Source organism: Roseibium sp. RP-7, assembly GCF_053005225.1.
Window position 1 is genome coordinate 319,434 of record NZ_JBRKQA010000004.1, and the last position, 14,559, is coordinate 333,992.

A 14,559-nucleotide genomic window follows, 5' to 3' on the forward strand; every position below is an offset into this window, starting at 1 on the left:
TTCAACGGAAAATCTGCTGCATTCACGATTGAACTTGCAATGGTTGCCAAATACCCTGTCGGTGAGATGGGAGGGGTGTGCGTTGTCGAAATATTCAGATTGGTTGCACGACGAATCCGGGCATCAGCCGATTAAGGTGCCAGGCAATGAGTGAAGACGCAGATGGCGAAATGACCGGACAATCACCCAAACGCTCCGGTAACATTCAATCCGTTTCCATTGCCACGCGATTCTTGAACATCCTGGCCAATGGTTCCGAAGCCATGGCACTTGGCGTCATCGCCAAACAGGCCGGCACCGGCAGCCCGACTGCACACCGATACCTTCAAAGCCTGGTGAAGGAGGGGCTCGTCATGCAAGACCCCCAGACCGGGCACTACGATCTTGGCCCGACAGCGCTGAGTATCGGCATTGGCGCCTTGAAACGTGTAAACCCTGTGGAGATCGCGGCAAGGCACACGAAGCAACTCGCCAGTGGCTACGCCGCAAGTGCGGGCATCGCCATCTGGACCGAGCGCGGCCCAACAGTCGTGCGCTGGTATCGTAGCGCACTTTTTTCGATCAGTTCCGTTGGGCTTGGTGACGTTCTGCCGGTCGACAATTCCGCATGCGGTCTGGTCTTCCAGGCATTCCTTCCCGAAAGCCAGATCAACGTTGCCAGGAAATTGCAGCCTCCTCATTTCCGAGGCAAACCACCCTCGCGCAAGATCCTCGAGACCGTTCGCGCCGAATGCTGGGCCGAACTGACCGACCACCTGCTACCAGGTATTACGGGACAGGCCGTGCCGGTGTTTGATGCACAGCAGGAGATTGCCTGCGTCATGACGACGGTCACAAATCTCGGCCTCATGCACAAGCCCGAGGACAGAAAGGCTCTGTTCGACTGTGCCCGGCAAGCGGCGCGGGAAACTGGTGGCCTGGATGCGTTCACGGGTTTGTAAGCCCCCTCCCCTCTCCGGGGATTTGCAATACAGCAGGCTCACAAAAAAGCTTTTGGCCAGATCGGCTCCAATCAAAAGGTCGGTGATCATCTAAAAGCCCACCTGGCACTCGTTGCCCAATCGGCCAGAAAAATCTACGGGAGTAAGGTCAGCCCCGGCATCTGACGAGCCGCCCTCATAGAGCGTCCGCCCAATTTTTTGCCGCGTATTTTTGCCATGCATCGCAGGACTATTTCGCCTGGAACCCCTGCATTATAAACCACGACCACAGCCGGAAAATCGACGAAATGGCGTCAGGCTCTTTGCGCCTCTACGAACGCTCAGCACAGCACCGGCCAATTATAGCAATTGCTATAATTTCTAGCGGAGCGACTTTTAACACTGAGGGGCCATGCTCCACACCCGGAAAAATCAGCTGATATAGCAATTGCTATATTCACAACGTTTTGCCCATGGCAGCGTCTGAAACGTTTGCAAACGTTATGAGGCGTCGGCGACTGTGAACCTGAAACTTGCGAAAATACTGAACGGGCATCACATTGCCGATGGCCATCAAAATCCCCCAGTCCTTGGACCTTTCGAAGAAAGCCCTATCACAGAGCCTCCGCCTGGTTTCCAGTGAGCATTCTCAGAACCAGAACGTCGCGCCACCCAATTCAAAAAAAGAGATCAAAAACCACCTCAAGCTGAACAAGGCATCGGACGAAAAGTTGGCCTTGGCAAAACGAGCGCCGGTAGGCGTGGACTGTCTCGATATTCCTTTTTTGAAGCGCGTCAGGACAAAATGGAGCGGGCAGGGAGGTGACACCGAACGATGAAAGTAACGCGACCTCTAGCTAGAGACACACGCCACCGCTTCTCACAATGCATCCAGCTGAAACGACCGGAACATCTACTCCTCCAGCGCCACCCCGTCTAACGCTCCATCCACCGATGGGTGCTCCGCAACACCTACCGCAAACCACGTGACAATAAAGAGCTCAATCAATCGGCAGCTTCAATTCAAGGCTGAACGACGAGCCGCCTGTATGGCAACAACCGGACTCCGGATCAGAGATCATTAGTCCAACGAAAACTACGCGGCGCTTGAAGAAAACTTCTTCAAGCTAAGAAACGCATCTCATCTGGGGAGGGCGCTATACCCACAGAACGAACCCCATCGCGCTAAAGGCCATTTCACACAACTAGCAAATCCCAAAAAGCAATCAATTAGCCGAGCCTGTCCTCGAGTTCTCCCGTATCGCACAACTAAGTATTTTCAGACCGGAAACCAATGAACCGGCAACACAAGCATGGACCAAGCCGACGGCTCCCTTGTTGCCCCAATATAGCTCAACTTGTGTTGGTGAAACCCACTGTGGCTATGCGACCAAACTTCAGTTTCCTGATTGCTTCCCCAATCAGCCGTCACCTATCCGAACGAAATCTTGAAGAGAATGAACCAACTCAAGAGAGGAGCAAGTGGTCACGTATTTAGGAGCTACCAGATACATGTCCTGCAAACGCTAGCTGCTGAAATTGCGCAGCCGGCCTGACAGGAACAGGACGACCTGTTTTCACAAAGATGATTGCAGACTGGATGGCTTCGACCTGACCGGCCGGCCCTGCGAACAGAATTCAAACGACCACCAAAAGAGGCATTACGCGCAATGACGCGCACCAATCATTACGCTCAATGATCATGCCTCGCTAAACAACATTGGAAAATTGCGCGGCAGTCCCGTGCAATGCAAAACGCCAGACCCAAGAACGACCTCACAGCAAACAGAGCCAGCCGAAATCTGCACAACACGAAATGGATGCACCTTGGCCATGACAACAACCTCTCGTCGCTTGTATACCGCAAGGGAATATGAGAGTTTATTAACTGTTTTTTAAGGAGTTCAACTCGACTGATGGATCAGCTAATGATTGAGGAGAAATGATCCGGACGGGCCACTTTCAAGACCTGCCCGGATCTCCCTCATGAGCTTCCCTCGCGTTGAACATCACCCCAACAATCTGGCCGACCGCCGTCTGCTGCGCCCGGCATCGCTGTAATAGCTGGACGCCTGGGCGAGGGACCTGTGCCGGGACTGCAGCATGGCATCCTGGATCGGAATGTCCCTGTTGGCCGCTTCTGTCAGAAAGCCTGAGCGCAAGCCATGCGCGGAAAAGTCCTGCGGGTCCAGACCGGCAAGGGCACAGCGTTTCTTGACGATGGCATTCACCGATTGCGGGGTGAGGGCGCGGGTTTTCAGGTTGCCCCATTGATCGATCGCGCGGAAGACCGCCCCTTCCTGAATCTGGGCCGCTTCCAGCCAGGTTTTCAGCGCGTCGACACTCCGTCCGATCAGTAGAACCGAATTGTCGTCAGAAGATTCTTCCGTCTTGGTGCGCCCCAGTCGCAGGCTGGCGGCAGGCAGGAGGTCGCTATCCGGATCACTCGGGTCCAGAGGCAAAAAGTCCTCCCAGGTGATCTGACCAAACCGCATTCCGGATAACTCGGACCGCCGGCGGCCACCGGAGGCAAACCCGACCAGCAGCAAGGCCCTGTCTCGAATGTCCATCAGGCTTGGCGCGGCGTAGTCCGTGCCGTTACATGTCGCGAGCAGCAGCTCCAGGCAATCGGCCGTGATCGCCTTGCGGCTTTTCCGCGCGCGCGGCCGGTCGGCGACACGGACAGCCAGACGCATGGCGGAGCGCACTTCCGCCGCGGAGAAGTCTCCCGTCAGACCCCGCCAGCGATGCAAGGTCGACCAGGAGGCCAACCGCCGCTGCACAGTCGCCGGTGCATGCGGGGGCCGTTGGCCCGCCGTATTTTTCGCGCTGCGGAGCAGTCCTTGCGCCTCAAGTTGCCTCGCAATGTCTTCAGGCATCCCGTGACCGGGATCAGACATCTTCTTCTCAGAATCCCACAGGTGATGGGCGATGAACTTGAGAATGAGCGGCGCCGGCGCGGGCCAGGGCAGGGGGCTTCTGGTTGCCGCCAGGCACCAGCCTTCCAGATAGGAAAAGTCGGAGGTCAGAGCCCGCAGCGAATTCTCGCCCATGCCTTCCCTGGCAAGGTGGCGCAGGGTGTCGATGTCCTCATTGGTCAGAAGCCGGGCCAGCTGCTCTGCCCGGTCCGACCCGGCAAGGGCTGGCAGAATGGCGGACAACGTGTCGAGGGTTTCTATCTTGTCGCGCGTTGTCTGATCCGCAGCCTCGTTCCGTGCAACCTCGTTCCGTGCGGGCTGCGACGAGAGACGGGACGCGGGGAGGGGGCTTTCGGGCATGGCTGACAGGCTTTTGCGGGTCGGGACAGGGGCCAATGTTTAGCATGAGGTCGCTGAAAAGTCTAACCATCGATAAGCTTTAATTATCATTGCTTATGATCCTGAGTTGACAGATATCCATGTAATGATACTTTTTTGCTTGTTGATTATCGTTAATGAAATATTATCAGCCGATGTCAATGGTTTACGATCTCCACAAGTCCCTGAAATCACTGGATTGGCTCGATCTGGCCGACCCGCTCGATCGCGCCAGCCGGTCACTGACCCGAGCAGACGAGAGATTGCGCCGGACACCCGCGCTGGAAGACGGTGTGCGCAGCCGGTCCCACCTGTTTGAGACCTGTGCCTCCATGGCCCTCGATGGAGACCTTGTTCATCTGGAGGACCTTGTCCTGCACGACGCCGGCACCGACAGACGCGCGCCCACCCACGAATTGACACGGGCCGCCAGGTTCCTGGCGCTCCGCAGACGGGTCGACCGGCACCCCCCGGACAGTATCTTGAGCCGGGACGGTCTTCTGACACTTGTAGGCCGGCCGACAGATGACGCCGAGTTCGAGACAACGACAATCAGAAACTCGGGGGAGGGGAGGAGACCTGCCGCCTCAACCTCGGCCCAACAGGACATTACCGATACGGAAAAAAATCTCTTTGCCGAAATCGACGCCGTACTTGAACGCTCCAGACAGCTGGCACAGGGAACCGTCCCGGAAAGACCTGTCTCGTCCCGCCAATCCGGAGACATACTTTCCGTACACTTCTCTCGGTTTTCGGAACGGGGTGACCGTCTGGACGACTGGCTCACTGTCAAAACGGAAGCTGAAGCCCTGAAATTACCGCCCGTTCTGGCGGCGGCAATTTTGCTTGATGCATGGCAGGTGCTGCAGCCACTGGACGGATGGCCGGAACTTGGCCGCCTGCTGTCGGCTTTCTTCCTGAAAACACAGGTGACCACGTCTCATTTGCCAAGCCTGTCAGCGGGATTGCGAAAGTCGCCCTTTCGCTGGCGCCGCAAGGACACGTTCCAGGTGCGCATCGCCGGCTTCCTGTCAGGTTTCGAAAAAGCCGCCCAGGAAACCATGGATCAGCTGGACCGGCTATCGATTGCCCAGGAGCAATTGGCTCGCCATTGCCAGTCTTGCCGAAGCCACTCCAGGCTGCCGGAGTTTGCCCGGATGTTTCTGTCCCGGCCCCTGGTGACCATTCCCATGGCCCGCCAGGACCTCGGCGTCACCGCCGCTGCCGTCGACCGCATGATCCGCCAACTCGGCCCCGCGCTCCCCCGCGAGCTTACAGGCCGAGACAGATACAGGGCCTGGGGTATCTTGTGACGTCTGATTGAGTGATCTGCCCGAGGAAGATCCCATGGAACAGGGATCAGGCACAACGCCACAGCCTCATTCCGGGCGATACCCGCGCCTGTGCTTTTGTGCCGCCAGCTTCTCCTGATGCGCCAGAGCGGATGACACATCCGCAAACAGATCAAGCCGCGTTCGCCCCCAGGTGCCCAGGCGCCCCCATGTCCGGCGAACGGCAAATCCGCCGAACAAGGTCGGCTCGACCGACAGGTGATAGAACCGGTTCATGTTCCGGCCCGGGTCCACGCGTTTGAGGAGAAGGAGATGGTCATCTGGTTCCATGACCGCAGTGTCGAAGATCTCCGAACAGCGGTCCAATGAATGATTGGAATCGATGGGAAGGAACGGATTCAAATGGATGATGGGAGATGGAGAACCTTAAATGGGCTTTGTCATGTTTTTTGTCCGAGAATGCCTGAAGCGCATGTCTTTTGAACGCATGCAGCAGCCACGGCTTTCCATTGTACCATTCCGCAGATGCTATAGACGAGAAAAGCTGCTGGCGGTGGCCCAAACAGTATTGTGGTGTGAAGGCAGACCAACTGAACTGGCTTAAACGGCAGCGGACAGTACAAAATAATTACACGCGACGATTGTCACAAACTCAATTACTGATATCTTAATTTCGAATTATGCGCCTCAATAAATAGCTTCATTTCATCGTGATCCCGGCATTTTCTGGAGAGATAATTGATGACAGTTTGCTCCTGCACGCTCCGAATTTCAAAGGCGATGACGCCGGCGTACACATGACAATCATTTCCGTCGGAGACTAGCCGATCGATGTGACCGTCAATTACGGCGGATCGCAGGAGCCAGCACTGTAACGTTGAATATATCGTTTTCTCACCTTTTGAATCGTGCAGAAGTGCCGACTACAAGGACCAATCCATGGGCTGTGTAAAGAGTTCAGATCGTTGCGTGACCGCTGCTGCAGGGCGAGCATCCTTCATTTCGACTCAATTCGGAAACCTGCGCTCACAGGTGAGCCAGCTTGCCATGCGGTCCGCGCCCTGCAGCACAAGAATGGCCATGCCAGTCGGACTGGCCCTGTGGTTGGTCTTGGTAACGCCCGCATTCGCGGACGGCGGCAGAGGCGGGGGCGCTGCAACGGGGGTTCCTGGAGGAAGCGACAGTGCGACGGCTGCGGGTGACAGCGGCAGCAACGGAGTCGTGGACACTAGCGTCGTCACTGGTGGTGGCGGTGGCGGTGCTGGTGTGACAGGCGGTGCTGGTGGAGCTGGTGCTGGCGGTGCTGGCGGTGCTGGCGGTGCTGGCGGCTTAACCCCGGGAGCGGATGGGGTTGCTGGCGGCAACGTGAATAGCGGAGGAACGGGCAGTGGCGGCGGTGGTGGCGGCGCACATGGTGCAGTTGTCTCGGTCTCCGGCACACTTTCCGGCGGGAACGGTGGAAACGGTGGGAACGGCGGGGGCTTTCCGGTAGGGGGCCCGACCGGGAATATCGGTGGCGGTGGCGGCGGTGGTGCAGGTGGCTACGGCACGGTCATCACGGGATCCAGTCTTTCGCTGACCAACAATGCTACCTTGACCGGAGGCACTGGTGGTGCAGGCGGTCGAGGGGGACAGGGCGGCGGCAGCGGTGGCGATGGCGGCAGTGGTGGGATCGGGCTGGATTTTGTCACTACGTCCAACGTCTTCCTGAATGGGCACACTATTGCGGGAGGCGCTGGCGGGAGTGGAGGCGCAGGGCAAGGTGGCAAATTTTTTTATGGCAACGGTGGCGATGGTGGCAACGGTGGCGCGGGCATCGTGGCATCCGACCTCGTTGTCACGAACACGGGTTCGATTACCGGCGGCAATGGTGGTGCAGCGGGCACAACAAATGTTGGTACGGCGGGTCAAGCCGGCGTTGGCGGAGCGGGCGTTTCTGGATCCAGTCTCACTATCTACAATAGCGGCACCATCGCCGGTGGTCTCTCGGGCGATGGAGCGACACGCGCCGATGCCATCAGTTTCACCGGCGGGACCAACACCCTGGAATTGCAGGCCGGGTCCAACATCCTTGGCAACGTCAGTGCGTTCAGTTCTGCCGACACCTTGCGTCTTGGCGGGGGCACCAACAGCAGCTTTGACGTATCGCAGATCGGTGCCAGTGCGCAGTATCAGGGTTTTGGCATATTTCAGAAGACCGGCGGCAGCACCTGGACACTGACCGGGAGCAACACTGCCGCAGAGTCATGGACCCTTGATGCGGGGACCTTGTCCGTGAATGGCACGATCACGAATGCCAGTGTGACCGTCAGCGGTGGCAAGCTCGGCGGTTCCGGCACAGTCGGGTCTGTCGTTGTGCAATCTGGCGGCACATTCGCACCGGGTAATTCCATCGGCACGACAACAGTTTCCGGCGATGTCAATTTCGCGAGTGGCTCGGTTTACGAGGTCGAGGTCAATGACGGCGGCACGACGGCTGGAACGAACAACGACCTGATTTCCGTTACGGGCACAGCAACTCTCGATAGTGGCGCCTCCGTCACCGTGTTGGCCGAAAACGGCACTGACAATGGTTCCAGTTATGCCGCTGTATCGACCTACACCATCCTGACCGCGTCTGGTGGGATTACCGGAACCTTCGGGTCCTTGAGCGAAAACTTCGCCTTCCTGGACGGAGCGCTCAGCTACGACACGCTGAATGTCTACCTTACGCTGACCCGTAACGCCGCAGGCCTGACAAGTGTCGCGCAGACCCTCAACCAGACAAAGACGGCGTCTGCAATCGTGGATCTCGGCACCGGGTCCAGCCTTTATGACGCCGTTATCTCGCAAAGTGCTTCGGGCGCACGCGCCGCTTTTGATGACCTGTCGGGCGAAATCCACGCGTCTCTTTCAACGGTTGTGATCGAGGATGCACGGTTCCTGCGCAATGCCGCCTATGACCGAAGCCGTGCCGTCAGGACCCATATGGGCGCGGTAGACCTGGAACCGGGAGGCGCCACAGCGCAAACCGCCACCTATGGGGACAGCTTTTCCGCTGCGGGCAGCGCCCTCTGGATGACCGCGATCGGCGGTTTCGGGGACTGGTCCTCGACCGGAAACACGGCGAGTCTTTCCAGCTCAAGCGGTGGCTTCCTGGCTGGGGCCGACGGTGTTCTGGGCGATGCCGTGCATCTCGGCCTGATGGCCGGATACCAGAGGGCAAATGTCGATGTGAAGGCGCGCTCGTCCACGTCGAAAGTGGACAGCTATCTATTCGGGGCCTATGGCTCCACCAGCGTGAACCAGCTGGCTCTGCGTTTCGGTGGCTCCTATTCCTGGCATGGCATCGACACCGACCGCGATGTCACCGTCGGCAATTTCTCCGACAGTCTGTCTGCGGACTATACCGGGCGAACCCTCCAGGCCTTCGCTGAAGCCGGGTACGAGATTGGTCTCGGTGCCTATTCGCTCGAGCCCTTTGCGGGGCTGGCCCATGTCAACCTGCACACGGACGGTTTCACCGAGAGCGGCGGCGCCGCCGCCCTGACGGTCAATGCCGCGACCTCTTCCGCTACCTTCACGACCCTTGGCTTGCGTGCAGCTGGTGTTGTCAACTTCGACCAGGCGGCGGTGAATTTTCATGGTGGCCTCGGCTGGCAGCACGCCTTCGGACCTTTGAACCCGTCGGTCCAAAATAGTTTTGCAGGTGGCGCGGACTTTACGGTTTGGGGCGCGCCTATCGCACGCGATGTCTTGACCGTCGATGCCGGGCTAGACATCGACCTCGCTGAAAACACCACGTTCGGTGTTGCCTACGGCGGCTATCTCTCCGGAGAGAGTGCATTGCATGATTTAAAGGCCAACCTGACGTTCCGTTTCTAGGTCGGTCACCTTCTTGACGAAAGCGTTCGGGGACGCATGCCTCAACGACACACTATTCACATCACTCTCCGAATACCGATCTCAAATCACCTCGTGGAAGGGTGACCACAACCGAAACAGACACCACTCATCCCCGGACAATCTCGCTTCCTGCGAATGTGCCCTGAAAATGACACTGCAAACACGGGCGACATATGGCCAAAAATATCATGCTCTGATCCCCGAAAACTGGATTGTTTTTGACTGGAGTTTTCCGCGCTAGGCTGCCGGCTGGGAGAAGAAAATCGTCACCGGGTCCCATGACCTCATTTTCAAAGGTCTCCGAACAGCGGTCCAATGAATGATTGGAATCGATGCGAAGGAACGGATTCATATCGATGATGAGTGGCTGGGACGAACACCGCCAAAGGCGGAGGCTCTCAGCCACATTCGGATGGCGTCCAACATGCCTTAATCTGGCCAAGGGTGACATCACGACGGGATTGCGCCTGACAAGACTTGATAGGCGGCCGGTCAATCAAGCCGGCTGGGAGACAACGGTTTGTCGCTGTGTCCCAAGGCCGTAGATGCTCAGATCGACAACGTCACCAAGCTTGAGAAACTGCGGTGGATTGAGTCCAAGGCCTACGCCTTCCGGCGTTCCAGTGGCAATGACATCACCGGGCATCAGACGCATGAAATTGGACATGTAGGAGATGATTTTCGCCACGGTGAAAATCATATCGTCGGTTGAGCTGTCCTGGCGAACCACTCCGTTCACCGAGAGCGTCAATCGAAGGTCCTGAGGATCCCGGATCTCGTCCCGTGTAACCAGCCAGGGACCAATCGGGCCAAAGTTTGGTGCGGATTTGCCCTTGATCCACTGGCCACCGCGCTCGATCTGATAGGACCGCTCACTGACGTCGTTGATGACGCAATAGCCGGCGACCATTTCCAGCGCGTCCTGCTCTGGAACGTATTGGCATTCGCTGCCGATCACGACACCCAATTCGACTTCCCAGTCGGTTTTTTCCGATCCCTTCGGCAAAATGATCGGATCGTTCGGACCGCTGATGCATGAGGTGGATTTGGAAAACAGCACCGGTTCGGAGGGATTTGGATTGCCTGTTTCCTTTGCGTGCCGGGCATAGTTCAGCCCGACTGCGTAGAAATTCCGGACACCCCCCACACAAGCGCCAAGGCGCACGTCCGGATCCACGACCGGCAGCTTTGCAGTGTCCAGGGCACTCAGGACGGAAAGGGTGCTTTTTGTGAGTGTTTCGGGCGTCAGATCGCTTATGTGAGCGGACAGGTCACGAATGCGGCCTTCGGCATCAACACAGCCAGGTTTTTCCTGACCCAACGGGCCAAAGCGAAGAAACTTCATGTGAAATCCTCGTGGTTCTGTTTCTTGGGGAGTTTTTGTCAGGCAGAGAGCAGGATCATGTCTGCGGCCTTTTCGGCGATCATCACGACGGGTGATGCCGTGTTGCCGGAAACAATGCGCGGCATGATCGAAGCATCCACGACACGCAGTCCTTCAATGCCCCGCACCCGCAGTTCCGGGTCGACGACGGCTTTGTCATCGACACCCATCCTGCAGGTTCCGGCAGGATGAAAAATGGTTGTCCCGATGTCGCCCGCAGCACGCATGAGCGCCTCATCGGACCGGACGTCGGGGCCGGGCAGAGCTTCCTCCGGCTCGTATTTTTTCAAGGAAGGCATGGACAGCAACGCGCGTGCATGACGCAGGGATCTGAGTGCAACCGTCCTGTCACCAGGAGCGGACAGATAGCGCGGTGTTATTTTCGGTGGGGTTTCAGGGCTGTCGGAAGCGATGTGCACCGTGCCGCGGCTTTCCGGCCGGAGATTGCAGACCGAAACGGTGACGGCCGGATAGGGATGCAGTGGCTCGCCGAGCCGGTCGGTTGACAGAGGCTGAATGTGATACTCCAGATCGGGCGTCGCCACGTCCGGGCTGCTGCGGGTGAAAATGCCGAATTGGCTGGGCGCCATGGAAAGCGGACCCGACCGCGACCAAAGATATTGGGCAGCCATCGACACTTTGCCTGAGAGCGAATTGACGACCTGGTTCAAGGTCCGGGCATTGCGGACCCGGAAAACCATGCGCAGTTGAAGGTGGTCCTGGAGGTTCTCACCGACGTCATCCAGGGCATGCACCACATCTATGCCGGCCTTCCTGATGACCTCCGGCCGGCCGATGCCTGACAGTTCAAGCAGCGCGGGAGAATGAACGGCTCCCGCCGCAAGGAGGACTTCTTTTCCGGCCGTGGCTATGAGCTCCTGTCCTGCGCAACCGAAGGCAACGCCCGTGGCGCGGCGGCCGTCCAGAATGATCCGCTCGACTGTGGAACCGGTCAAAAGCCGCAGATTTCCGCGTTTCAGCGCCGGTTTCAGGAAGCCCCGTGCAGAACTCCAGCGGCGGCCGCCTTTCTGGTTGACCTCGAAATAACCTGCGCCTTCGTTGTCTCCTGCGTTGAAATCGGTCGTTCGGGGAATGCCCATTTCGCCTGCGGCACTCTGGAAATCATCCAGGAGGTCCCATCTCAACCGCTGCCGCGCGACCTTCCACTCTCCGCCCGCACCATGCAGCCTGCCATCCGCATCCGGTCTGTCCTCGGACCGCACGAAGTAGGGCAGCACGTCCTGCCAGCTCCAGCCGGTGTTTCCCATCTGCGCCCAGCCGTCGTAGTCGGCTGCCTGACCGCGCATGTAGATCATGCCGTTGATGGAGCTGCATCCGCCGAGGACCTTCCCCCGCGGGTAGGCGAGGGATCTGCCGTTCAGCCCCGGATCGGCCTCCGTTCGAAGCATCCAGTCCGTACGCGGATTGCCCATGCAGTAGAGATACCCGACAGGAACATGGATCCAGGGGTAGCTATCCTTGCCGCCCGCTTCCAGAAGCAGAACCCTGTTGGCCGGATCTGCCGAAAGGCGATTGGCAAGCACGCATCCGGCCGTTCCGGCTCCTATGATGATGTAGTCGTATTCGCCGTCTAACCTGCGTCTCATGAGGTCGTCTCGATTACCATTCTTGAGGGATGTGCGTCAGTGCAGTGCGAGGGCCGGGAACATCACCAAAAGCCCTACCGCAATGACCTGAAGAGCGATGAACGGAACCAGGGACCGGAAGATCTCTCCGAGGGAAATCTCGGGTGGTGTCACGCTCTTCAGATAGAATGCGGCTGGTCCGAAAGGTGGCGTCAGGAAAGACACCTGCATGTTCATGGCAAACAAGACGCCGAACCAGACGGGGTCATAGCCAAGTTCCTTGATGATCGGCACGAAGATCGGCATCGTCAGAAGTGCGATCCCGACCCAATCCAGGAACATTCCGAGTATGAAGAGAATGAGCATCATGAACAGGATGATGACGGTCGGATTGTCGGATATACCCGTGATGAGCTGGGAGATGAAACGGATGCCGCCCATCAGGTTGTAGACGCCCACCAGGGCGCTGGCACCGATGCCGATCCACATGATCATGCCGACGGTTGCCAATGTGTGCATCGACGCATCCAGCAACATGGAGAAGGAAAACTCCCGCCGCAGGATGGTCGACACGATCACGCCGGCGACCCCGATGGCCGAGGCTTCCGTCACCGAGGCGATGCCGCCATAGATCGAACCCAGGACCACGAACACCACCGCCATCGGCAAGACCAGGCCACGCAGCAGGGGCAGATGTTCTGAAAGCGAAATCCGATTTTCAGGCGGGGGAGGCGCGACCTTGGGATCGGTGTACGAACGGAACAGGATATAGGCGATATAAAGCCCCGCCAGCATGAAGCCCGGGACGAACGCCGCAGTGAACAGGTCTCCGACAGAGACGTTTGCTGTCAGTCCGTAGATGATGAGAACAATGGACGGAGGCACCATTGTGCCGAGCGCACCACCGGCGCAGACAACACCGATGGCCAGACGGCGGTCATAGCCAAGTCTCAGCATCTGCGGCAGGGCGACGAGGCCCAGGAGCACGATTTCCCCGCCGATAATGCCGCTCATCGCAGCCAGGATAACAGCCACGAATATGGTCTGGACCGCCACGCCCCCACGCAGCCGTCCGCCGACGAGTTTCATCGCATCGAACAGATCCCTGGCAATGCCGGACCGGTCGAGGATCGCTGCCATCAGCACGAACATGGGCACTGAAATGAAGACGAAGGATGAGACAAAGCTGTAGACGCGGCTGGTGATCAACGGAACGGCCATCGGTCCGAACCAGCCAACTGCAAAAAGAAGGGCAACCAGCAAGGTCACCATGGCAAGAGGCATGCCGGTCAGAAGAAGTCCGACCAGCAGGGCGAACATCACCAATGTGCCCCAACCGATGCCGAGTGCCTTGAGGTTCAGACCAATATCGAGAAGGTCAAGCATCGCTGTCTCCCCCTGTCCGGAGTGGTCGGCGCAGGTAATTCACCGTCAGGATCAGGAACTGGATGCTCATGGTGACCATCACCGCGAGCAGGAAGATCTTCAGGAGGGCCGGTGCGGGTGAGTTCCAGGCACTTCCGCTGGTTTCCAGGAAGAAGGACCCATCCGGACGGAACATCGCTTTCTTGACCATGAGCCAGGATGCCCAGGCAAAGAACAGGCACGCCAGCAGACTGGCCATGGAAATCAGCACATCCAGAACCCTGCGTGCACGCCGGCTGACCACGTCGTAAATCAGCACGACCCGGATGTGCGAATTGCGAGCGACACAGAAAAGACCACCGAAGATGAAGGTGACGGCACTGAGGAAGGTGGTTGTTTCATGCGCCCAGATAGTGGGCGAGTTGAAGACATATCGAAGGAATATTTCGACGACCAGCACCGCCATGGCGATGATGATTCCAACCGCGAACAATCGGGCAAGGCGGGTGATGGCCCAACCCAATCGGCCAGATTCAGGCAAATATTCCTGAGCCGGCACAAGAGGTTCGGCCTGATCCGGCACTGGGGCACGTTCTGGCGGCAGAGGCATGGACAGCCACTCCAGTCTGAGAATGGGGGATCAACCACAACGACGAGGGACGTTATCGTTCGTCCCCTGAAACCGGTCGGCAGGTGGCAGCGTGTCGGGGCCTGACGCGATTGCCCGGTTCCCGGACGCATTTGTCCAAGCCAACGCCCTCAAAGGGTTGCTTGCCGGTTGTGGCTTATCAAAAGTTCGAAGGAGGAATTCGGGCGCTGAGGCAGCGCCCG

The 14,559-nt window shown here is 58.2% G+C and carries 11 protein-coding genes; 5 read left to right on the plus strand and 6 right to left on the minus strand.

What is annotated here, in order from left to right; translation table 11 throughout:
- Window positions 1-146: 146 nt before the first annotated feature.
- Together ACVDG9_RS27745 and ACVDG9_RS27750 are read left to right on the plus strand one after the other, a co-directional pair.
- Complete coding sequence (locus ACVDG9_RS27745) at window positions 147-941, plus strand: IclR family transcriptional regulator (protein ID WP_228933149.1); 795 nt, start codon at window positions 147-149, stop codon at window positions 939-941.
- A gap of 545 nt (window positions 942-1,486) precedes the next feature.
- Window positions 1,487-1,759, plus strand: coding sequence for a hypothetical protein (locus tag ACVDG9_RS27750; protein ID WP_447239550.1), 273 nt, complete (start codon window positions 1,487-1,489; stop codon window positions 1,757-1,759).
- A 1,170-nt stretch (window positions 1,760-2,929) separates the two neighbouring features.
- On the opposite strand, the gene ACVDG9_RS27755 is transcribed toward ACVDG9_RS27750, so the two are convergent.
- A complete protein-coding gene (locus ACVDG9_RS27755; protein WP_447239551.1) occupies window positions 2,930-4,198 on the minus strand; it encodes a tyrosine-type recombinase/integrase in 1,269 nt (422 codons plus the stop codon).
- Between the two features lie 179 nt (window positions 4,199-4,377).
- Here ACVDG9_RS27755 and ACVDG9_RS27760 point away from each other — a divergent pair, with 179 nt between their 5' ends.
- Window positions 4,378-5,529, plus strand: a complete 1,152-nt coding sequence (locus tag ACVDG9_RS27760; RefSeq protein ID WP_447239552.1) for an RHE_PE00001 family protein — start codon at window positions 4,378-4,380, stop codon at window positions 5,527-5,529.
- A gap of 66 nt (window positions 5,530-5,595) precedes the next feature.
- Here the strand turns inward: ACVDG9_RS27760 and ACVDG9_RS27765 are convergent, their stop codons facing one another.
- Window positions 5,596-5,838, minus strand: coding sequence for a WGR domain-containing protein (locus ACVDG9_RS27765; protein ID WP_447239553.1), 243 nt, complete (start codon window positions 5,836-5,838; stop codon window positions 5,596-5,598).
- 750 nt (window positions 5,839-6,588) lie between these two features.
- On the opposite strand from ACVDG9_RS27765, the gene ACVDG9_RS27770 reads away from it, so the two are divergent.
- Window positions 6,589-9,372, plus strand: a complete 2,784-nt coding sequence (locus ACVDG9_RS27770) for an autotransporter outer membrane beta-barrel domain-containing protein (RefSeq protein ID WP_447239554.1) — start codon at window positions 6,589-6,591, stop codon at window positions 9,370-9,372.
- Between the two features lie 13 nt (window positions 9,373-9,385).
- Window positions 9,386-9,634, plus strand: a complete 249-nt coding sequence (locus ACVDG9_RS27775; protein WP_366514590.1) for an integrase core domain-containing protein — start codon at window positions 9,386-9,388, stop codon at window positions 9,632-9,634.
- A gap of 255 nt (window positions 9,635-9,889) precedes the next feature.
- Here ACVDG9_RS27775 and ACVDG9_RS27780 read toward each other — a convergent pair whose 3' ends face one another.
- The 4 genes from ACVDG9_RS27780 to ACVDG9_RS27795 are packed head-to-tail and all read right to left on the minus strand — an operon-like array spanning window position 9,890 to window position 14,338.
- A complete protein-coding gene (locus ACVDG9_RS27780) occupies window positions 9,890-10,738 on the minus strand; it encodes a fumarylacetoacetate hydrolase family protein (protein WP_447239555.1) in 849 nt (282 codons plus the stop codon).
- A gap of 38 nt (window positions 10,739-10,776) precedes the next feature.
- Window positions 10,777-12,384, minus strand: a complete 1,608-nt coding sequence (locus ACVDG9_RS27785) for a GMC family oxidoreductase (protein WP_447239556.1) — start codon at window positions 12,382-12,384, stop codon at window positions 10,777-10,779.
- 36 nt (window positions 12,385-12,420) lie between these two features.
- Complete coding sequence (locus ACVDG9_RS27790; protein WP_447239557.1) at window positions 12,421-13,749, minus strand: TRAP transporter large permease; 1,329 nt, start codon at window positions 13,747-13,749, stop codon at window positions 12,421-12,423.
- Window positions 13,742-14,338, minus strand: a complete 597-nt coding sequence (locus ACVDG9_RS27795) for a TRAP transporter small permease subunit (RefSeq protein WP_447239558.1) — start codon at window positions 14,336-14,338, stop codon at window positions 13,742-13,744. The genes ACVDG9_RS27790 and ACVDG9_RS27795 overlap by 8 nt, the downstream gene beginning before the upstream one ends.
- Window positions 14,339-14,559 lie beyond the last annotated feature (221 nt).

What these genes read in the sequence shown, in the direction of transcription:
- ACVDG9_RS27755 (WP_447239551.1), bottom strand. Translation starts at nt 4,198, where the DNA reads ATGCCCGAAAGCCCCCTCCCCGCGTCCCGTCTCTCGTCGCAGCCCGCA.
- ACVDG9_RS27780 (WP_447239555.1), bottom strand. Translation starts at nt 10,738, where the DNA reads ATGAAGTTTCTTCGCTTTGGCCCGTTGGGTCAGGAAAAACCTGGCTGT.
- ACVDG9_RS27770 (WP_447239554.1), top strand. Translation starts at nt 6,589, where the DNA reads ATGCCAGTCGGACTGGCCCTGTGGTTGGTCTTGGTAACGCCCGCATTC.
- ACVDG9_RS27790 (WP_447239557.1), bottom strand. Translation starts at nt 13,749, where the DNA reads ATGCTTGACCTTCTCGATATTGGTCTGAACCTCAAGGCACTCGGCATC.
- ACVDG9_RS27795 (WP_447239558.1), bottom strand. Translation starts at nt 14,338, where the DNA reads ATGCCTCTGCCGCCAGAACGTGCCCCAGTGCCGGATCAGGCCGAACCT.
- ACVDG9_RS27760 (WP_447239552.1), top strand. Translation starts at nt 4,378, where the DNA reads ATGGTTTACGATCTCCACAAGTCCCTGAAATCACTGGATTGGCTCGAT.
- ACVDG9_RS27750 (WP_447239550.1), top strand. Translation starts at nt 1,487, where the DNA reads ATGGCCATCAAAATCCCCCAGTCCTTGGACCTTTCGAAGAAAGCCCTA.
- ACVDG9_RS27765 (WP_447239553.1), bottom strand. Translation starts at nt 5,838, where the DNA reads ATGGAACCAGATGACCATCTCCTTCTCCTCAAACGCGTGGACCCGGGC.
- ACVDG9_RS27785 (WP_447239556.1), bottom strand. Translation starts at nt 12,384, where the DNA reads ATGAGACGCAGGTTAGACGGCGAATACGACTACATCATCATAGGAGCC.
- ACVDG9_RS27745 (WP_228933149.1), top strand. Translation starts at nt 147, where the DNA reads ATGAGTGAAGACGCAGATGGCGAAATGACCGGACAATCACCCAAACGC.